The sequence below is a fragment of the Catenulispora pinisilvae genome (assembly GCF_015356865.1).
GTDB lineage: Bacteria > Actinomycetota > Actinomycetes > Streptomycetales > Catenulisporaceae > Catenulispora > Catenulispora pinisilvae.
In genome coordinates this window covers 21,247-39,490 of sequence record NZ_JAAFZA010000082.1, presented here as the reverse complement: position 1 = coordinate 39,490, position 18,244 = coordinate 21,247, and the positions used below count along the sequence as shown (strand labels likewise).

The following is an 18,244-nucleotide window of genomic DNA, read 5'->3' as shown; positions in this document are numbered from 1 at the left end:
GTGCTCGGCGCTGTCGACGGCGAGCTGGTGGGGGTCGTGGTGGGCGGTGAGGTGGGCGGGGCCCACTTGACGTCGGCAGTCGCAGAGACGGGTGCGCTCTGTCCCTGCGCGAGGATCAGGTTCTGCGAGGGCCTGCCGTCGTGGGAGACGAAGACTCTGCCGGCATCGATGTTGGTGACGGTGCCCGAGGCGATCACGTGGACGTCGCCGTTGGTCGGTGTGTTCGGCAGCTGCACGTAGACCGTGTCGCCGCTCTTGAAGGTCTGCTTGGCAGAGATTGCCTTGCCGTCGGCGTCCAACAGCTTGGCGCCGGTTTTGCCCGGGTCGGCGAGGGTCACCGATATGAACGAGCCGGAGGTGTTGCTGCTCAGCTGGAAAGCGACCTTGCCACCGGCCTGCGGGGCGGCCTTCGAGGCCGGGGTGATGCTCAGCGAGGACTGCGGCTGGCCGGTGTCGTTCATGTGGCCGGTGGCCTGGGTCATCAGCCAGTTGTAGAAGTCGATGACGTGCGAGCCGTTGACATCCTTGTTGGGGTCGTCGGGCTTGCCCGGGTCGCCGAGATTCTGCGCGTCCTTCTCCGCGTTCGCGTCCAGCTTGAGCTTGCCGGTGGAGTCCGAGAAGGTCCAGATCGCAGCCTGGGTGGCCGCCACCGCTTCCTTGTCGCTCAACCCGCTGACGCCCGCGGTGCCGGCCAGCGTGGTGGCGTCGACCTGCGGGAAGGAGTTGTCGAGGATCCACTTGATCCCCTCAAGGTGCTGCTGGTCTATGCCGATCCGCTGGCTCTCCGACGTCCAGTCGTGCTCGTCATAGGTCTCTAGTTCCTGGAGCTCGACCTTCTCCTGGATGCAGTACGTCCAGAGTTGACCGCCACCCGGTACCTTCAGACCTATCAGCTCCGCGGGGTCGGCCTTGTCGGTCATGGCGACCATATTGCCGTCTTTGCTGTTGTTGAACGTCGCACCCGTCACGCCGCCATCGGAGGTCTGACCGCCGGTGGTCGTCCCGTCCGCGTGCGCCGTGCCCGCCACCATCGCGGTGGATGCGGCGCCGATGAACATGGCGGCGGCGATTCTCCGTCCGTTCGTGGACGTCGGTTTCTGCATGGATCCCCATCCCTTTACGTCGCTTTGACACCGTATGAAGACCAAACCGGTGCCCAGAACACGCATACGCTATTAGATGGACGGCGAATTCGCTCCCTTACCCCTAAGTGATTCTGTTCTCTTGCGTGGACTGGGCCATCGGGAACGGGTTCGTGCCGCATACTTGACCCCGGAGTCAAAAACGGTGCTACCGTGAACCCTGTGGGCAGGCCGAAGAACTTCGAACCGGACGTGGTCATCGCGCAGGCGATGGAAACGTTCTGGACCAAGGGCTATGCCGACACGTCCCCCGCCGACCTCGCCGAGGCCACTGGCGTCGGCAAAGGCAGCCTGTACCACTGTTTCGGCTCCAAGCGTGAGCTGTTCGGCAAGGTCCTGGACCTCTACAACAAGGTCGGCGCCGAAGTGACCGAGCAGGTTCTGTCGGAGCCTGGCACGGCCAAGGAACGCATCCGCGCGCTGCTCGTCCTGCTCGTCGATATGGACCTGGACGGCCCGGTTCGCCGCGGCTGCCTGGCCCAGAACGCGGTCGCCGAGATCGGTGGCCACGATGAGGCGGCCAAGCGGGCCGTGCTCCGTATGGAACAGCGCATGGTCGAGCTCTTCGCCGCGCGCCTCGAACAAGGGCAGCGCGACGGCGACGTCGATCGGGCGCTGAATGCGCGGGCGCAGGGGCTCTACTTGGAAACGACGCTCGCCGGGTTGCGGACCATGGCGATGACGTTCGACCGGAAGGCCCTGTACCAGATCATCGACACCGCCTTAGCAGGCCTCTGAGACGCGCGTTTGCTTAGTGCGCGTCTGAATGCGCCTGCCCTTCTCATGCCCTGATTTTTGACCTGTAGTTCAAGAACTATCGGAGGGAAAGACCATGGACCTCGGCATCACCGGCAAGACCGCGCTCGTCACCGGCGCGAGTCGCGGCATCGGCCTGGCGATCGTGCAGACCCTGGCCGCGGAGGGGGTGCGGGTGGTCGGCGCCGCGCGGACCGTCACCCCGGAGCTCGAAAAGGCCGCCGCGGCAACGGCTTCCGTCGACCTCAGTACCCGCGACGGCGCGCGGGCGGCCGTGGAACAGGGGCTGGCGGCCGTCGGCGGGATCGACTTCCTCGTCAACAACGTCGGCGGGGGTGACCCGAGTGGGATAGAGCTCGGCGGGTTCCTCGACGTCGAGGACGAGCAGTGGCAGCGGATCTTCGACCTCAACCTGTTCAGCGCGGTGTGGACGACGAAGGCGGCGCTGCCGAGCATCCTGGAGCGCCGGGGTGCGATCGTCGGCATCTCCTCGATCAACGCCCGCGTGTCCACCAACGCGCCGGTCGGCTACGCGGAGGCCAAGGCGGCGCTGAACCAGTTCGACAAGCGGCTGAGCGAGGAGCTGGCTCCGCGCGGGGTGCGGGTGAACACCGTCTCCCCGGGCCTGGTCTCCAGCCCGCTGTGGACCGACCCGAGCCGCTTCGGCGGCAAGGTGGCCGACGCCTTCGGGGTGAGCCACGCCGACCTGCTCGCGAGCCTGCCCGGCCAGGCCGGCGTGGCCTCGGGCCGGTTCAGCGAGCCCGCGGAGGTGGCGGATCTGGTCGCCTTCCTGCTGTCCGACCGCGCGGCCAACATCCACGGTGCCGACTACGTCATCGACGGCGGGACCCTCAAGGCCGCGTGATGTCTAAAGGCGCTTACCCGCATCGCTTACTCGCGTCTAAGAGCCCTTACTCGCCCGACCGGGCCCCACGCGTCGCCCCGACCGAAGCGGCGACCACACACAGCACCGCGACCCACTGCGACCAGCCCAGGGACTCCCCGAGCACGACCAACCCGATGAGCGCCGCGACCGCCGGCTCCAGGCTCATCAGGATCCCGAACACCCGCGGCGGAATCCGCCGCAGCGCCTCCAGATCCAGCGAGTAGGGCACCACCGACGACAGCAGCGCCACGCCGAGTCCCAAGGCCAGCACCCACGGCCGGAACAGCGTGGCGCCGCCGTCGGCCACGCCGAACGGCACGGTCACCACCGCGGCCACGGCCATCCCGAGCGCCAGGCCGTCGCCTTCGCTGGTGTGCCGGCCCAAGGCGGCGCCGGCCAGGATGTACAGGCCCCAGCAGACGCCGGCGCCGAGGGCGAACAGGACGCCGACCAAGTCGAGCTCGCCGCCGCCCTCGGTCAGCAGGAGCACCCCGCCGCCGGCCAGCACCGCCCACAACGCGTCCAGCCAGCGCCGCGAGCCGGCCAGCGCCACCGTCAGCGGGCCCAGGAACTCGGTGGTCACCGCGATGCCCAGCGGGATGCGGGCCAGGGACTGGTAGAAGCACAGGTTCATCCCGCCGAGCACCACGCCGTACGCGATCACCGCGCCCCACGCCCGCCGGTCCATCCGCAGCGACGGCCGCCAGAACAGCATCAGCGTCGCCGAGGCGAAGAACAGCCGCAGCGCCACCGCCCCGAAGCTGCCCACCGCGCCGAACAGGTGCGTGGCCAGCGCCGAGCCGAGTTGCGCGCTGAGCGTGCCGAGCAGCACCAGCAGCGTCGGTGGCACCGCGCCGAGGGCCCGGCCGGCCAGCGCGGCCGGGCCTGATCGGGGCGACCGGGACGGTGCCGGTGCCGGTGCCGGACCGCTGTCGGCCTCGCCGATGCTGAAGGTAGCCACGGGTGGATTGTGAACGATCGATGCGGCGCGTGCCTCCGATTTACGTCAGCGTGTGTTTAGGCCAGTGTGCGTTTGGTTCAGCCTGCGCTGAGCGTGTGCAAAGCCGCCTGGAACGCCGGATCGGTACCGTCCGCGAACTGTTCCGGTGTGAATGTCAGCACCCTGATGTCCGGCGGGACCCCGGTGATGTCGTACGTGCGCCCGAGCGGGTTGAGGTACTTCTCGTTCGGCAGCCCGAACGTCCAGCCGTTCGGCAGCTGTCGGTCCAGGAGGTCGGAGAACACACCCTGGGTGTTCTCGCCCACGACCACCGGACGCGGGGACCGGTCGAGCAGCGCCTGCGTGATCGTCTCCCCGGCGCTGAACGTGGAGCCGCTGGTCAGGATCGAGATCGGCCCGGAGTAGTGCGGCGTGGTCGAAGGATGGACCAGGAGCGGCTGCGGAACGGTGTAGCGGTCCGGATCGGCCGGATCGTCGCGGGCCTGCTTGGCGTACGCGAAGAACGTGCTCCCGGTGAGCCGCGAGGCCAGCGTCAGCCCGAGTGGATCGTCGCCGCCGCCGTTCACCCGCAGGTCCAGGATCAGGCCCCGCATATGGTCCGGTCCGCCGGTGCGCTCGGCGGTGAAGATGTCGTCGAGCGCGGCGCTGAACGCGGCGGCGTTGGCCGCGTACGTGTCCTGCGACGTGAAGCCGGTGAATCCGGAGATGCGCAGGTACCCGACCTGCCCGGGCAGTTCGGCGAAGCCGACGCGGCCCTGGCACCAGGTCTGCAACGCCGGGGCGGGGGAGCCGGGGGTCGGCGGCAGGTCGGCGTGCTCGATGAGGGCCACCGCCTGGTCGTCGAGCTGGCTGGATGGGAACTGCGTGCCGGGACGGATGGTGAAGATGGGAGGTCCGTCGGGCACCAGCCCGACGTGCGCGTCGTTCAGCGGCTTGATCATGGCGGCCAGGATGTCCCGCAACTGCGCGTCCGTGGTCTTGGCCGTGACCTGCGGCCGGTAGGCGGCGTAGACCTGGTTCCAGTCGACGCCGTGCTGTGCGAAGAACGGGTAGTTCTCGGCGAAGGTCTGCCAGAACACGTCGAAGGTCTCGATCGGCGTCGCCGGGGTCGGCTGGGTGCAGGCCGCCGGCAGGGCCGGCAGCCGGATCAGCGTGCGGGCGTTGACGTTCGAGTCGATGTGCCAGCGGGCCCGGTCCGGTCCCGGGCCCGCGGTGAAGGTCGAGACGCCGTCGTCCTCGATCTGCGGGTCGCGCAGGCAGCTGATCGCGGTGGTGTCGTAGGCCTCGAACGTGGTGCCGGTGATGCGCAGGATGGTTCCGTACCCGTCGGCACGCCAGACCCCGTCGAGCCGGTGGTCGGCGTTGGGGGCGGGCGAGGCCGCCGCCGAGGTCGTTGTCGCCGACGCCGGCCCCGCGGTCATCGCGCACGCGGCCAGCACGGACGTCGCCAGCACCGCGGCCGTCGTCAGGCTCGTGTATTTCGTCACGAGTCGATGCTTGTCCTCAGCGCACCTTTACAACACCGTGCTATCCCCCATCTTGCCTACCGGGCCAGCACCAGGACCAGCGACCCGGTCAGCGAGGGCTGGGCGCGCAGACGGCCGTGGCGCGCGTCCCACGCACCGGATTCCAGATCCCGGCGCAGCGCCTCGGTGTACTGCTCACTGGTCTCGGCGTCGACGAAGCTCCACGCCGAGCACGACTGCCGCGCGGCCGGGTCCAGCAGCCGTTCCGGGCGGCCGTAGTACGCCTCGTTGAAGCCGTCGGTGCAGTCCACCGGGATCGGCACCGGCGTCACCGTGACGTTCCCGCCCAACGCCTCGGCGATCGTGTCGATGGCCGGGTAGCGCCGGGCCTCGGTGTCCAGGACCAGCGGCGCGTATTCGTAGAGCCAGAAGTCGCGCACCAGATCCGGGTCGCAGGTCAGCACCGCGACCGGGCCGCTGGCCACCCGCCGCATCTCCCGCAGCCCCGCCTTCAGATCGCTCCACTGGTGCACGCTGAACGTGGTCATGGCGCCGTCGAAGGCGTCGTCGGGGAACGGCAGGTGCTCGGCGGTGGCGTCGATCGCCGCCGGCAGGTGCGCGGGGCGCTGGGCCCGCATCGAGGCCGACGGCTCGACCGCGGTCACCTCGAAGGCCGTCGACTCGTACGAACCGGCCCCGGCGCCGACGTTGACGACCGTCCGCGCCCCCGCGAGGGCCTGCTCTATCAGGGCCCCGATACGCGGTTCCGGCTGACGGTAGGCGGAGTAGCTGGTGCCGATGGTGCCGTAATCCGCGTCTCCGGCGCTGCCGTCGGTGGTTCGTTGTGTCATGCGAACGACCCTATAGGCCCTTACAGGTCCAAGGCCTGGACGGTCGAACCGGGATCCGGCCCGAGGATCGACGCCAGCCGGGGGCCCAGGTCACGGCAGGCGGCCAGCAGCATCGGGAGCAGGCGGGGGAAATCGCGCTCGGACAGGCGTTCGGCCGGTCCGGCGATGGTGATCGAACCGAGGGCTTCGCCGTCGCGATCCGCGTCCTCGCCCTCTGGATCCCCGTTGGTTACGTCCCCGCGATACGCCAACAGCGGCGCCGACACCCCGTTGACGCCGGGATGGTTCTCGCCGAAGGAGGCCTCGTAGCCGCGGTCGCGGATCGCCGCCAACTGTTGTGGCGTAAGGGATCCAAGCTCTGTGGTGAGCAACTCCTGCTCGGGCAGATACGCCAGGATGATCCGGCCACTGGCCCCGACGGCCAACGGCGACCGCTCGCCGAGCAGACCGGCCGGGTCGAGGATCGGCCCGGAGGGCGCCGGCACGCCGAGTACCAGGACGCGGGTCGAGCCGGAGCGCAGATGCAGCACGACCGCCTCGCCGGTGAGGTGGGCCAGCCGCGTGATGACCGGCTGGACGGCCCGCAGCAGCGCCGGACGCGGGCCGATCAGGGTGGCCAGCGCTACCGACCGGCCGGCCAGCCGGTAGCCGCTGCGTCCCAGGTGGTCGAGGTAGCCGTCACGCTCCAGCTCGCGCAGGACGCGGAAGGTCTGGGACTGCGACAGCCCGATGCGGTCGGCGACCGCGCGCAATGACGCCGGCTGGCGCATGCCGGCGAGCGCTTCCAGCACCTGGAGTCCCCGCAGCGCTGTGCTCACGCGGCCATACTTGCATATTGTGCAAGTTAGGTGGTGACGGCGGGCAGGGGCATGCGCCAATGAGCCCATGAGCGCACCGTCCAACCCCGCCGGCGTCACCGGACGCCTCGCCGCCTGGATCCACGACCTCGCCTGGGACGACGTCCCCGGGCACGTCCGCACCCGCGCCGCCCACCTGCTCCTGGACGGCCTCGGCTGCGCGCTGGTCGGTGCGCAGCTGCCCTGGTCCCGGCTGGCGACCGAGGCCGTGCTGGGCATCGAGGGCAGCGGCGACGCGGTGGTCATCGGCACCGGCCGGACCACCACGCCGGCCGGCGCCGCGCTGCTCAACAGCAGCTACATCCAGGGTTTCGAGCTCGACGACTTCCATCCGCTGGCGCCGCTGCACAGTGCCTCGCTGCTGGTGCCGGCGCTGCTGGCCACGGCCAGCCAGACCGGCCGCGCGGGGAGTGGCTCTGCGGAGACCGGCTGCGCGGAGACCGGCCGTGCAGTCGGCGGCGGCGCGGTCAGCGGCGGCGCGGCGAGCAGCCGTCCGGCGGTCGGCCGCGCGGTGAGCGGCCGGGACCTGCTGCTGGCCTCGATCGTCGGCTTCGAGGTCGGTCCGCGGGTCGGCGCCTCGATCGGCGGCACCGAGATGCTCTCCCGCGGCTGGCACTCCGGACCGGTCTTCGGCGCCTCCTCGGCCGCGGCGGCGTGCGCCAAACTGCGCGGCCTGGACCCGGCGCAGACCGAGGACGCCCTCGGCTTCGCCGCGACCCAGTCGGCGGGGCTGATGTCGGCGCAGTACGAGGCGATGGGCAAGCGGATGCAGCACGGATTCGCGGCCCGCAACGGCTTCTACTCCGCGGCGCTCGCGGCCACCGGCTACACCGGGATCGACCAGGTCTTCGAACGCGAATACGGCGGATACGTGGCGGTGTACGGCGAAGGCCACCCGACGGATGTCGAGGCGATTGTCAGGGGTCTGGGAGAGAGCTGGGAGACCACCATGGTGATGGTGAAGTCCTGGGCCGTGATGGGCGGCCTGCACGGCGCCGTCCAGGCCGCCCAGGCGCTGCGGGAGCGGATCGGCGGACGCGGGATCGAGCGCATCGACATCCGCGTCGGCGACGTGGTCTACCACCACGGTTGGTGGCAGCCGCGGCGCCCGCTGGAGGCGATCGGCGGCCAGATGAACATCGGCTACGCCACCGCCGTCACGCTGCTGGACGGCACCGCGCTGCCCGAACAGTTCACCGCCGCCCGGCTCGATGCCGATGACGTCTGGCAGCTGCTGGACCGCACCCACGTCACGTTGGACCGGTCGATCGACGAACTGCCGCTCACCGAACGCTTCCAGACCCACCTCGCGCTCACCTTCACCGACGGTTCGACCGACGCCGAGCAGGTGATCTCCCCGCACGGCAGCCCCATCGACCCGATCACCGACGACGAAGTGGTCGCCAAGTTCCGCAGTCTCACCGACCGGGTGATGGAGCCCGACCGGGCCGCCGCGATCGTCGAGGCGGTGCGCGGGATCGAGGACGCGCCCTCGATCGGGCCGCTGGTCGCGTTGCTGGCCCCGGCGGTCGGCAGGGCGTTGGACTGATGGGCGGCGAGTCGATCTCGATCCGCAGCCTGCTGCGCGACCCGCGTGCCCCGCTCCCGCCTACCCCGCTCCCGCGTACCCCACTCGCCCAGGAGGAGTCATGACCACACCGGCCCGCGCCCGGCTGCGCGCGCTGCTCGACAGCAAGCAGCTCATCGTCGCCCCGGGCGTCTTCGACGGCATCAGTGCCCAGCTGGCCGAGCGCACCGGCCACGTCGCCGCCTACCTCACCGGCGCCGGCGTCGCGGCCTCCGGATTCGGGCTGCCGGACATCGGCCTGGTGACCCAGACCGAGATGGCCGAGCGGGCCCGGATGATGGTGCGGGCGCTCGGCGACGTGCCGCTGCTGGCCGATGCCGACACCGGCTACGGGGCCCCGATCAACGTCATCCGGACCGTGCGCGAGTACGAGGACGCCGGGGTGGCCGCGATCCAGCTGGAGGACCAGGCGTTCCCGAAACGCTGCGGCCACCTGCCCGACAAGGAACTGGTCGGCGCCGACGACTTCGCCCGCACCCTCGGGGCCGCGCTCGAAGCCCGCTCCGATAACGGGATGCTGGTCATCGCCCGCACCGACGCCCGCGGTCCGCTGGGCATCGACGCGGCGATCGCCCGGGCGAACCGGTACGCGGCCGAGGGTGCGGACATCCTGTTCGTGGAGGCGCCGCAGAGCACTGAGGAAGTCGAGCGGATCGCCGCCGAAGTCCAGGCACCGCTCCTGCTGAACCTGGTCATCGGCGGCCTCACCCCGGAGCAGTCCGCCGAACGCCTTGAGCAGCTCGGTTTCGCTGTCGCGATCCACCCCTCCGCGGCGCTCGTACACAGCGCGCTCGGCACCCTGACCGCGCTGTGCCAGCTGCGCGGGATCAAGCCCGACGAGTTCCTGCCGACCAAACCCGAGGAGTTCTTCAATCTCGTCGGAATGGCCGAGTGGTTCGAGCTCGGCGAGAAGTACCGAGGAGTCTGAGATGGGCATGACGATGATCGAGCGGATCCTGGCTCGCAAGGCCGGTCTGGACGCGGTCGGCGTCGGCGACACGGTGACCGTGGACGTCGACCTGACCGTACTGATCGACCTGCAATTCGCCACGATGTGGGTGCCACCGCTGCGGATCGCCGACCCGGACAAGGTCGCGATCGTGATGGACCACGCGGTGCCCGCGCCCACGATCAAGGACGCGGCCGGCGGCCCGCACGCCCGCAAGTTCGCCGCCGACTTCGGCATCGAACGGTTCTACGACGTCGGCCGGCACGGCATCTGCCACCAGGTCATCGCCGAGAACGGCCTGGCCCGGCCCGGCGAGGTGCTGGCCTGCACCGACAGCCACACCTGCGCCGCCGGTGCGTACAACACCGCGGCGCGCGGGCTCGGGCCGGCGGAGGTGTACTCGATCCTGTGTACCGGGCGCACCTGGTTCCAGGTCTCGCCGACGATCCGCTACGAGCTGGTCGGCGAGCTGCCCGCCGGGGTCGGCGGCAAGGATGTCTTCCTGCACATCGCGAACGAGTACGGCGACGCCACGAACCACAATCTGGAGTACGGCGGCCCCGGCCTGGCGTCGATCCCGCTGCACGATCGGCGGACCATAGCCACCCAGGGCGCTGAAGTCTCTGCTGACTTCTCGACTTTCGCTTACGACGACGTGCTCGCCGCCTACTTCGATGCGCTGGGTGTCGGTGCGCCCGGCGTCGCAGGGTTCGAACCCGCCCACGCCGACCCGGACGCTGCCTACGCCGACGTGCGCGAGATCGACCTCTCGGCGCTGGTGCCGTACGTCGCCCGGCCCGGGACCGTCTCTCGCAACGGTCTGCCCGTCACCGCGATCGAAGCCCGCAAGATCGACCAGGCCTTCATCGGCTCCTGTGCCAACGGCCAACTCGACGACCTGCGCATCGCCGCCGAGGTGCTGCGGGGCAAGCAGGTGGCGCCCGGCGTGCGGCTCATCGTCACCCCGGCCAGCCAGCAGGTCTACCGCGACGCGATGCGGTTGGGCTACCTACAGGACATCGCCGACGCCGGTGCCGTGGTCACCAACGCCACCTGCGGCGCGTGCTTCGGCTACCACATGGGGGTGGTCGGGCCGGGCGAGGTGTGCCTGACCTCGTCCACTCGCAACTTCACCGGCCGGATGGGCTCGCCGGACGCGGAGATCTACATGGCTTCCCCCGCCACGGTCGCCGCTTCCGCCATCGCCGGGCATATCGCCGACGCGCGCGAGGAGGCGGCACGATGAGCGATTCGCCGACGGCGGCTCAGGCCGGGGCACTGCATGTCACCGGACGCGTCTGGGTCTTCGGCCACGGCCTGACCACCGACGACATGTACCCGCCGGACGCCATGAAGCTCGACATCCCCGAGGCCGCCAAACAGGTCTTCTACAACGTCCGCCCCGGCTGGAGCGCGCAGGTGCAACCCGGCGACATCGTCGTTGCGGGGCGCAACTTCGGCCTGGGTTCTTCGCGTCCGGTGGCCGCGCTGTTCCGGCAGCTCGGCGTCGCGGCGCTGATCGCTGAGGAGTTCAACTCGCTGTTCTTCCGCAACGCTGTCAACGCCGGGCTCCCCGCGATGACGGTGCCCGGCGCGACGGAGGTCTTCCACGACGGCGATATCGCGGCCGTCGACCTCGCCGCCGGCAGCTGGGCGAATCAGACCACGCAGATCTCCGGCACCGTTCCGGTGCTTCCCGACCTCGTCCTGGAGATCATCGCCGGCGGCGGAGTCCTCGCCCGACTCGCCCGACAGGGATACCTGCCGGCCGAACTGGCGGACGTCCTGAGCTCGCCGTCGGCGGCGGCTGCCGGGCAGGGGAGCGGCGCGTGAGGCAGCTCGCGCCCGGCATCCTGCCGCATCCGGCACACACGGCGAATCTGGTTGGCGACGGGGCCGCGGAGCTGCGTGCGTGGCTGGGCGGCGCTGGTGAACCGGTCTGATTCGCCCTACCCCAACGCCGACGCCACCTCGTCGATCCGCCCACCCCGCGAAGCCTTGACCAGCACCACATCCCCAGCCGCGACATGGGCCCGCAGCCAATCCACCGCCGCGTCGTTGTCCGCCACCGTCACCACCATTGCCCGCGCCTGTGCTTCGGTCCGCGCTCCTGCCCCCGCCCCCGCGCCGTCAGCGATAGCCCGCGCCGCGTCACCGATCGCCACCACCACATCGGCGCGCGCGGCGGCGTACTCCCCGATGCCGCGATGCTCCGTCTCGCTCGTGTCGCCCAGCTCCAGCATTTCGCCGAGCACTGCGATGCGGCGCTCGGCGTGGATCGCCGCGAGGGCGTCCAGGGCGGCGCGGGTGGAGTCGGGGTTGGCATTGTAGGAGTCGTCGAGCAGGGTGGCCCCGTTGGGGAGGTCGCGTAGTTCCATGCGCCCCTTCGTCAGTGAGGCGGTGGTCAGCGCCTGGGCGGCGGCGTGGAGGGGGATGTCGGCGGCCAGGCCCGCGGCCGCGGCCGCCGCGGCGTTGAGGGCCAGGTGCGCCCCGACGACCGGTAGGGCCACGCGGGCTGAGGCGTCGGCGGTGCGCAGGGTGAAGGTCGGGCGACCGCGCGGGTCCTGCGTCAGGTCGAGTACGCGCACGTCGGCGGATGGCGCCCGGCCGAAGGTGAGGACCCGGCCGTCAGTCAGCGAGCGCATGGCGGCGACGCGCGGGTCGTCGGCGTTGAGGACCGCGGTGCCACCGGGCGCCAGGCCCTGGACCAGCTCGCCCTTGGCCTGGGCGATGGCCTCGCGGGAGCCGAACTTGCTGATGTGCGCCTGGCCGACGTTGAGGACGACGCTGATGTCGGGCGCCACCAGATCGGTGAGTTCGGCGATCTGGCCGACGTGGCGGGCACCCATCTCCAGGACGAGGAAACGGGTCGAGGCGTCGGCGCGCAGCATGGTGAGGGGGACGCCGAGTTCGTTGTTCTGCGAACCGATCGTGGCGATGGTCGGCGCGCGGCTGGAGAGCACCGCGGCCAGCAGGTCCTTGGTGCTGGTCTTGCCCTGGGATCCGGTCAGCGCGGCGACGGTCAGGCTGCGCTCTCCGATGCTGCCGTCGCCGTTGCCGTCACCGCCAGCGCCGCGCCCACCTCGCAGCCGCGCCACAACATGCCCGGCGAGCGCCTGGAGCGCGGCCTGAGCGTCCTGGACGACCACCGTCGGCAGCGCCGTGGCCCGCGACCCGAGCACCGCCACCGCACCGGCCCGCCCAGCCTGCTCGGCGTACGCGTGCCCGTCCGCACTGGCGCCGGCGAAGGCGACGAACAGGCCGCCCGGCTCGGCCCGGCGGCCGTCGAGCACGGCGGGTGCGGCGACCGTCACGGCGGCGTCGCCCGCGACGGTCCCGCGGACGATGGCGGCGATCTCGCTGAGGTTGAGGGGGATCATGCGGCCAGTCAAAGCGGTGCCGCCTATTGCCGGCATATCGAAATCCGGATACGGAGCGGCAACCGCACGCCGCCTTGACTGGAACTCATGATTTACAGCGAGCCGACCCGAACCCGATGACCACCGGAATCACAGCTTATGGATGCGGACAGGATGAGTCTTCCCTGTTCCAGGAGCTGGCGCCGAGTTTCGATATCGCGCCAACCGTTTGTCCAGAAGCGTTATCCGAGGCCAATGCCGAGCTGGCATCCGGAAATCGATGCATCAGCGTCGGCCACAAGACCCAGGTCACGGACTCCACGCTTCGCGCTCTCAGCCGCATCGGCGTCACATATATTTCCACGAGAAGCATCGGATACAACCACATCGACGTGCAGTACGCCGAAAGCGTTGGCATCACGGTGGAAAACGTCCGCTACTCGCCGGACAGCGTCGCCGACTACACGCTGATGTTGATGCTCATGGCGCTGCGGCACGCGAAATCCACGATCCGCCGAGCCGACGAGCACGACTACCGGCTCCACGACGTGCGCGGACGTGAGCTCCGCGACCTGACCGTCGGCGTGATCGGCATGGGCCGCATCGGCGCCGCCGTCCTGGGCCGGCTGCGCGGTTTCGGCTGTCGGATATTGGCTTTCGACCGCAGCCCCAAGACCGCCGCCGATTACGTCTCCCTCGACGAACTGCTGAAGCGCGGCGACATCGTCACGCTCCACACACCGCTGGACGCGGATACGCATCATCTCCTGAGCCGCCAGCGCATCGAGCAGATGAAGCACGACGCGTTCGTCATCAACACGGGACGCGGTCCGCTCATCGATACCGAGGCCCTTCTCTCGGCGTTGGAAAGCGGCCGACTGGGCGGCGCGGCACTGGACGTCATCGAAGGCGAGGAGGGCATCTTTTATGCCGACCGCCGCGATCATCCCATCGAAAGAAAACCGCTGTTGCGGCTGCAAGAACTGCCGAACGTGCTCATCAGCCCGCACACGGCCTATTACACGGATCGCGCGCTGCGCGACACCGTGGAGAACTCCATCATCAACTGTCTGAAATTCGAAAGCGGGAATCGGCATGGCTAGGCTGAGGATCGGAATCCTGTTCGGGGGCGTCGGCGAAGAGCATCCCGTCTCGGTCAAATCGGTGCGGAACGTCGCCAAGCACCTCGATACCGAAAGATATGAGCCGTTCTACATCGGCATCACGCAAAGCGGCGCCTGGAAGCTGTGGGAGAACCCTGATGAAGGCTGGGAGGCCGCGGGCCACCCGGCCGTCCTGTCGCCGGACCGGACCGCGCCTGGACTACTTGTCCTGGACCGGGGGCGTTATGACATGATCAGTCTGGACGTGGTGCTGCCTGTGCTGCACGGCAAGCTCGGGGAGGACGGCGTGATCCAGGGTCTGTTGGAGCTCTCGGGCATCCCTTACGCGGGATGCGATATCCAGACCTCCGCCCTGTGCATTGACAAGTCGCTCACCTACCTCGTCGTGCGGGCCGCGGGCATCGCGACGCCGGACTTCTGGATCGTCACGCCCGACGACAAGGCCGATCCCGACGAGCTCAGCTACCCGGTCTTCGTGAAGCCGGCCCGCTCGGGCTCCTCGTTCGGGGTCAGCAAGGTGTCCCGCGAGGAAGACCTGGCGGCCGCGGTGCAGACCGCGCGGCTGTATGACTCGAAGGTGCTGATCGAGGCGGCCGTGGTCGGCAGCGAGGTCGGCTGCGCCGTCCTGGGCGACGATCTGGACCTGCTGGTCGGCGAGGTGGACCGGGTGGCGCTGACACACGGCTTCTTCAAGATCCATCAGGAGGATTCGCCGGAGGCCGGCTCGGAGAACGCGACGTTCATCGTCCCGGCCGACATCGCCCCGGAATCGCGGGTGCTGGTCCAGGAGACCGCGAAGACCATCTACCGGGTGCTGGGCTGCCGGGGACTGTCACGCGTTGACCTGTTCCTCAAGGCGGACGGGACGGTCGTTCTGAACGAAGTGAACACTTTCCCCGGACTGACCTCCTACAGTCGATACCCGCGAATGATGGCGGCCGCCGGGTTCCCGCTCGGCGACGTCCTGGACCGACTGGTGACGCTGACGCTGACGGGGGAGGCCCGATGAACGACGACTTCGTGTTCGTGGACCAGATCGTTCCCGGCGTGCGCTGGGACGCGAAGTACGCGACCTGGGACAACTTCGTCGGCAAGCCGGTCGACGGCTACCTGGCGAACCGCATCGTCGGCACCACTGCCCTGTGTGCCGGCCTGGAGCAGGCCCAGCAGCGCGCCGAATCCCTCGGCTTCGGCCTGGTGCTGTGGGACGGCTACCGCCCGCAGCGCGCCGTGGACTGCTTCCTGCGCTGGTCGGAGCAGCCCGAGGACGGCCGCACGAAGCCCCGGCACTACCCGAACATCGAGCGCGCGGCGATGATCGAGCAGGGCTACGTGGCCGCGAAATCCGGCCACAGCCGGGGCAGCACCGTCGACTTGACGCTGTATCAGCTGGACGGCGGCGAGCTGGCGCCGATGGGCGGCGGGCACGATTTGATGGACGTCATCTCGCACCACGGGGCTGCCGGGATAACGGATGTCGAGACCGGGAATCGCGAAGCGCTGTGCCGGATTATGCAGGCCAGCGGGTTCAGCTCTTATGACAGCGAGTGGTGGCACTACACGCTGAAGAACGAGCCTTACCCGGATACGTATTTCGATTTCCCGATCGCTTAATACTTCCCGATCGTTTACTGACGACGACGACGACGGTGGTGGTGGCGACGACGACGGCGACGCGCTTCCGGGATCACCACCGCACGGCGGCGAAGTCGATGGGTCGCGGCCTGAGGCGCGCGGTGTGCTCGGCCAAGTCCTGGACGCGCCGGGCGAACTCCTCGGGCGGCAGCTGCTTGCGGTCGCCGTGGCCGGGGAGTATCCACGCGAAGCGCAGCCGCGGCGCCGTGCGGGCCAGCGACGCGGCCAGTTCGGTGATGGAGTACCAGGTGACCGACTCGGCCACGGCGAGGTCGGCCAAACTCCTGGACCAGTACATGCTGTCGCCGCTGAAGCAGTAGGTGTCGTCGGCGACGTAGAGCACGCTGCCCAGGGTGTGCCCGGGCAGCGGGTGCGCGATCACGCCGTCGGCGATCGGCGTCGGCTCGGTGCCGCGCAGGACGTGGTCGGCGTCGGGTGCGGCGGCCAGGTCGCCCTCGTGGATCCACAGGCGGGCGCCGAACCGGTCGGCGTACTCGCGGCCGTGCGCGGCGTGGTCCCGGTGGGTGAGAAGTATGTCGGTCACCGGTCCGAGCGCGGCGTATTTCTCGGCCAGGGCACGGCTGAAGCGCGGCGTGTCGATCATCATGAGGTTTCCGGCCGGCCGGCGCAGCAGGTAGGCGTTGGCGCCGGCGGTGTGCGGCGAGTTGTGTCCGCACAGATACACGTGCTCGGTCAGCGGCAGCGGGAACGGATCGTGCGCCGGGTCCAATCCTCGTGCGCCGCGCCGGATCGATCGCGTGTGACAGGCGAACGCCGCCGCGTACAGCGCCGCTTCCTCGGCCTGGGTACCCGGCTGGCGGACGACCGTTGACAGGCCGTCCACCTCGGCGACGAGTTCCGGTGCGTACTGCCGGGCCACGTCGCAATTGGTGCAGCGTTGATCGATGTGCCACAGGGTCTCGGTCATGGCGATTTCCCTTTCGCGCGAACTGAGGACGGCGAACGTCCACAGGAAGTATCACGCGCCGGAAATTAAAACAAACGTCGGGAAACCGTTGACTCTATTGGTTATTTCTGTTCTCACGCTTAGTGAGGGACAAGCGCGGCATGCGGCGCGGCGGGCAGCCGGACCGTCACACACAGCCCGCCGGCGGTCCGCGGGGTGAGTGCGACCGACCCGCCGTGCGCCACGGCGATGCTCTTCACGATCGCCAGGCCCAAGCCGACGCCCGCCTGGTCGCCGTAGATGCGCTCGGTGCCGCGCTGGAACGGTTCGGTGAGCGTGGACACCGATTCCGCGGTCAGGACCTCGCCGGTGTTCTCCACGCTCAGTTCCACGCCTTCGGGGCTGACGGCGGTCCTCACCCACACCCGGCCGCGCCCGGGCAGATTGTGCACGATCGCGTTGTGCACCAGATTCGTCCCCAGCTGCTGGAGAAGCGCCTGGGACCCCACAGCGGCCGCCATCTCGCCGGCCGTCTCCACGAGGACGCCCTTCTTCTCGGCGAGCGGGAGCATGATCTCGGCGGCTTCTTCGGCGACCAGCGACAGATCGACCTCGCCGCGCTGGAACGTGCCCTGATTGGCGCGGCTGAGCACCAGGAGCGCCTAGCCACCCGCCGATCAGACCCAGCAGGAGCAGGAAGACCAGCGCCACGACCGCGGCGGGGGCGAAGCCGGTCATGAGCTGGCTGCGGGTGGGCCCGGTCATGACGACTATCGAGCCCGGGTGGGCCCTTATGACGGCGTTGGGATCGTCGTGCTTCGGCAGCCAGCGCAGCGCGAACACCCACGCCACCGCTATGAGCAGCGAGCCGGCGAGCATGACCAGACCGGGCGTAGCTGAGGGTGAGTTTGAGGCGGATGCTCCAGCCCGGGGCCCTATCCATGCGCTGCCCCCACTGTTCTTTCGTCGCCGCCGGTCGCGTCGATGCGGTAGCCGACCCCGGCCACGGTCGCGATCGCCCAGGGCTCGCCGAGCCGCTTGCGCAACGCCGAGACGGTGATCCGCACGGCGTTGGTGAACGGATCCGCGTTCTCGTCCCACGCCCCCTCCAGCAGCTCCTCGGCGCTGACCACCCCGCCCTCGGCCGCGATGAGGACTTCGAGCACTGCGAACTGCTTCCGGGTGAGCGCGACGTAGCGGCCGTCGCGGAAGACCTCGCGGCGGAACGGGTCCAGCTTCAGCCCCGCGATCTCCCGGACCGGCGGCCTGTTGTGCGCGCGCCGCCGGTCCAGGGCCCTGAGCCGAAGTACCAGCTCCCGCAGGTCGAAGGGCTTCGTCAGATAGTCGTCGGCGCCCAGCCCGAACCCGGAGGCCTTGTCGTCCAGCCGGTCGGCGGCGGTCAGCATGAGGATCGGCATGCCGCTGCCGGAGGCGATGATGCGCTCGGCGATCTCGTCGCCGGAGGGCCCGGGGATGTCGCGGTCGAGCACCGCGAGGTCATAGGAGTTGACGCTCAGCAGCTCCAGCGCGGTGTCGCCGTCACCGGCGAGGTCGGCTGCGATCGCTTCCAGACGGAGACCATCCCGGATGGCCTCGGCCATGTAGAGCTCATCCTCGACGACTAGCACGCGCATGATCCCGATAGTACGAGCCGACGCATATCGTCCGTGTACCGAAAAATGCTGGGTGGAAGACAAAGCCCCAGCTCAGGCCACTAGAAACCGCGAGCTCAAGCAACGAGCAACCGCGACCTCAGGCCACCA

17 protein-coding genes and 1 pseudogene are annotated in these 18,244 nt (G+C 69.5%); 9 read left to right on the top strand and 9 right to left on the bottom strand.

Features of this window, described 5'->3' with window-relative positions:
• The coding region (locus tag IZR01_RS22575; RefSeq protein ID WP_194925010.1) for a thioester domain-containing protein at positions 1-1,103 on the bottom strand (1,103 nt) is incomplete at its 3' end.
• A 201-nt stretch (positions 1,104-1,304) separates the two neighbouring features.
• Here IZR01_RS22575 and IZR01_RS22570 point away from each other — a divergent pair.
• Positions 1,305-1,880 carry a TetR/AcrR family transcriptional regulator gene (locus IZR01_RS22570; RefSeq protein ID WP_194894540.1) on the top strand — a complete coding sequence of 192 codons (576 nt, stop codon included), beginning with the start codon at positions 1,305-1,307 and terminating at the stop codon, positions 1,878-1,880.
• A 94-nt stretch (positions 1,881-1,974) separates the two neighbouring features.
• Complete coding sequence (locus tag IZR01_RS22565; RefSeq protein WP_194925009.1) at positions 1,975-2,763, top strand: SDR family oxidoreductase; 789 nt, start codon at positions 1,975-1,977, stop codon at positions 2,761-2,763.
• A 46-nt stretch (positions 2,764-2,809) separates the two neighbouring features.
• Here the strand turns inward: IZR01_RS22565 and IZR01_RS22560 are convergent, their stop codons facing one another.
• The 4 genes from IZR01_RS22560 to IZR01_RS22545 form a co-directional block, all read right to left on the bottom strand.
• Positions 2,810-3,745, bottom strand: a complete 936-nt coding sequence (locus IZR01_RS22560; protein WP_323746337.1) for an EamA family transporter — start codon at positions 3,743-3,745, stop codon at positions 2,810-2,812.
• A gap of 77 nt (positions 3,746-3,822) precedes the next feature.
• Positions 3,823-5,232, bottom strand: coding sequence for a S41 family peptidase (locus IZR01_RS22555; protein WP_194925008.1), 1,410 nt, complete (start codon positions 5,230-5,232; stop codon positions 3,823-3,825).
• Between the two features lie 56 nt (positions 5,233-5,288).
• On the bottom strand, positions 5,289-6,062 hold the full coding sequence (locus IZR01_RS22550) for a class I SAM-dependent methyltransferase (protein WP_194894538.1): 774 nt from the start codon (positions 6,060-6,062) through the stop codon (positions 5,289-5,291).
• Positions 6,063-6,082: 20 nt separating this feature from the next.
• Positions 6,083-6,880, bottom strand: coding sequence for an IclR family transcriptional regulator (locus IZR01_RS22545; RefSeq protein ID WP_323747072.1), 798 nt, complete (start codon positions 6,878-6,880; stop codon positions 6,083-6,085).
• 67 nt (positions 6,881-6,947) lie between these two features.
• On the opposite strand from IZR01_RS22545, the gene IZR01_RS22540 reads away from it, so the two are divergent.
• The 4 genes from IZR01_RS22540 (at position 6,948) to IZR01_RS22525 (ending at position 11,289) form a co-directional block, all read left to right on the top strand.
• Positions 6,948-8,468 (top strand): MmgE/PrpD family protein, encoded by a 1,521-nt coding sequence (locus IZR01_RS22540; RefSeq protein WP_194925006.1) that lies wholly within the window; start codon positions 6,948-6,950, stop codon positions 8,466-8,468.
• Positions 8,469-8,568: 100 nt separating this feature from the next.
• Positions 8,569-9,435: an isocitrate lyase/PEP mutase family protein gene (locus IZR01_RS22535; RefSeq protein ID WP_194925005.1), complete on the top strand. Its 867-nt coding sequence runs from the start codon at positions 8,569-8,571 to the stop codon at positions 9,433-9,435.
• 1 nt (position 9,436) lies between these two features.
• Entirely contained in the window at positions 9,437-10,702 is a 1,266-nt protein-coding gene (locus IZR01_RS22530; protein WP_194925004.1) for a 3-isopropylmalate dehydratase large subunit, read from the top strand.
• Positions 10,699-11,289, top strand: a complete 591-nt coding sequence (locus IZR01_RS22525) for a LeuD/DmdB family oxidoreductase small subunit (RefSeq protein WP_194925003.1) — start codon at positions 10,699-10,701, stop codon at positions 11,287-11,289. The genes IZR01_RS22530 and IZR01_RS22525 overlap by 4 nt, the downstream gene beginning before the upstream one ends.
• Before the next feature lie 116 nt (positions 11,290-11,405).
• Here the strand turns inward: IZR01_RS22525 and IZR01_RS22520 are convergent, their stop codons facing one another.
• Positions 11,406-12,836, bottom strand: a complete 1,431-nt coding sequence (locus tag IZR01_RS22520) for a UDP-N-acetylmuramoyl-tripeptide--D-alanyl-D-alanine ligase (protein WP_194925002.1) — start codon at positions 12,834-12,836, stop codon at positions 11,406-11,408.
• Between the two features lie 116 nt (positions 12,837-12,952).
• Here IZR01_RS22520 and IZR01_RS22515 point away from each other — a divergent pair, with 116 nt between their 5' ends.
• The 3 genes from IZR01_RS22515 to vanX are packed head-to-tail and all read left to right on the top strand — an operon-like array spanning position 12,953 to position 15,553.
• Positions 12,953-13,918: a D-isomer specific 2-hydroxyacid dehydrogenase family protein gene (locus IZR01_RS22515; protein WP_194925001.1), complete on the top strand. Its 966-nt coding sequence runs from the start codon at positions 12,953-12,955 to the stop codon at positions 13,916-13,918.
• Complete coding sequence (gene vanA, locus IZR01_RS22510; RefSeq protein ID WP_194925000.1) at positions 13,911-14,948, top strand: D-alanine--(R)-lactate ligase; 1,038 nt, start codon at positions 13,911-13,913, stop codon at positions 14,946-14,948. Before IZR01_RS22515 ends, vanA begins: the two co-directional genes overlap by 8 nt.
• Positions 14,945-15,553: a D-Ala-D-Ala dipeptidase VanX gene (gene vanX, locus IZR01_RS22505; RefSeq protein WP_194894529.1), complete on the top strand. Its 609-nt coding sequence runs from the start codon at positions 14,945-14,947 to the stop codon at positions 15,551-15,553. The genes vanA and vanX overlap by 4 nt, the downstream gene beginning before the upstream one ends.
• Before the next feature lie 73 nt (positions 15,554-15,626).
• On the opposite strand, the gene IZR01_RS22500 is transcribed toward vanX, so the two are convergent.
• The 3 genes and pseudogenes from IZR01_RS22500 to IZR01_RS22490 all read right to left on the bottom strand — a co-directional run bounded on the left by IZR01_RS22500 (position 15,627) and on the right by IZR01_RS22490 (position 18,115).
• A complete protein-coding gene (locus IZR01_RS22500) occupies positions 15,627-16,502 on the bottom strand; it encodes an MBL fold metallo-hydrolase (protein WP_194924999.1) in 876 nt (291 codons plus the stop codon).
• A 119-nt stretch (positions 16,503-16,621) separates the two neighbouring features.
• Positions 16,622-17,424: pseudogene (locus IZR01_RS54330) on the bottom strand (sensor histidine kinase).
• A complete protein-coding gene (locus tag IZR01_RS22490; RefSeq protein WP_194924998.1) occupies positions 17,417-18,115 on the bottom strand; it encodes a response regulator transcription factor in 699 nt (232 codons plus the stop codon). The pseudogene IZR01_RS54330 and the gene IZR01_RS22490 overlap by 8 nt, the downstream one beginning before the upstream one ends.
• Positions 18,116-18,244 lie beyond the last annotated feature (129 nt).

Excerpts from the sequence above, each read along its gene's own strand:
- vanX (WP_194894529.1), top strand. The coding sequence starts at position 14,945 with ATGAACGACGACTTCGTGTTCGTGGACCAGATCGTTCCCGGCGTGCGC.
- IZR01_RS22490 (WP_194924998.1), bottom strand. The coding sequence starts at position 18,115 with ATGCGCGTGCTAGTCGTCGAGGATGAGCTCTACATGGCCGAGGCCATC.
- IZR01_RS22540 (WP_194925006.1), top strand. The coding sequence starts at position 6,948 with ATGAGCGCACCGTCCAACCCCGCCGGCGTCACCGGACGCCTCGCCGCC.
- IZR01_RS22535 (WP_194925005.1), top strand. The coding sequence starts at position 8,569 with ATGACCACACCGGCCCGCGCCCGGCTGCGCGCGCTGCTCGACAGCAAG.
- IZR01_RS22525 (WP_194925003.1), top strand. The coding sequence starts at position 10,699 with ATGAGCGATTCGCCGACGGCGGCTCAGGCCGGGGCACTGCATGTCACC.
- IZR01_RS22500 (WP_194924999.1), bottom strand. The coding sequence starts at position 16,502 with ATGACCGAGACCCTGTGGCACATCGATCAACGCTGCACCAATTGCGAC.
- IZR01_RS22530 (WP_194925004.1), top strand. The coding sequence starts at position 9,437 with ATGGGCATGACGATGATCGAGCGGATCCTGGCTCGCAAGGCCGGTCTG.
- IZR01_RS22520 (WP_194925002.1), bottom strand. The coding sequence starts at position 12,836 with ATGATCCCCCTCAACCTCAGCGAGATCGCCGCCATCGTCCGCGGGACC.
- IZR01_RS22550 (WP_194894538.1), bottom strand. The coding sequence starts at position 6,062 with ATGACACAACGAACCACCGACGGCAGCGCCGGAGACGCGGATTACGGC.
- vanA (WP_194925000.1), top strand. The coding sequence starts at position 13,911 with ATGGCTAGGCTGAGGATCGGAATCCTGTTCGGGGGCGTCGGCGAAGAG.
- IZR01_RS22565 (WP_194925009.1), top strand. The coding sequence starts at position 1,975 with ATGGACCTCGGCATCACCGGCAAGACCGCGCTCGTCACCGGCGCGAGT.
- IZR01_RS22515 (WP_194925001.1), top strand. The coding sequence starts at position 12,953 with ATGACCACCGGAATCACAGCTTATGGATGCGGACAGGATGAGTCTTCC.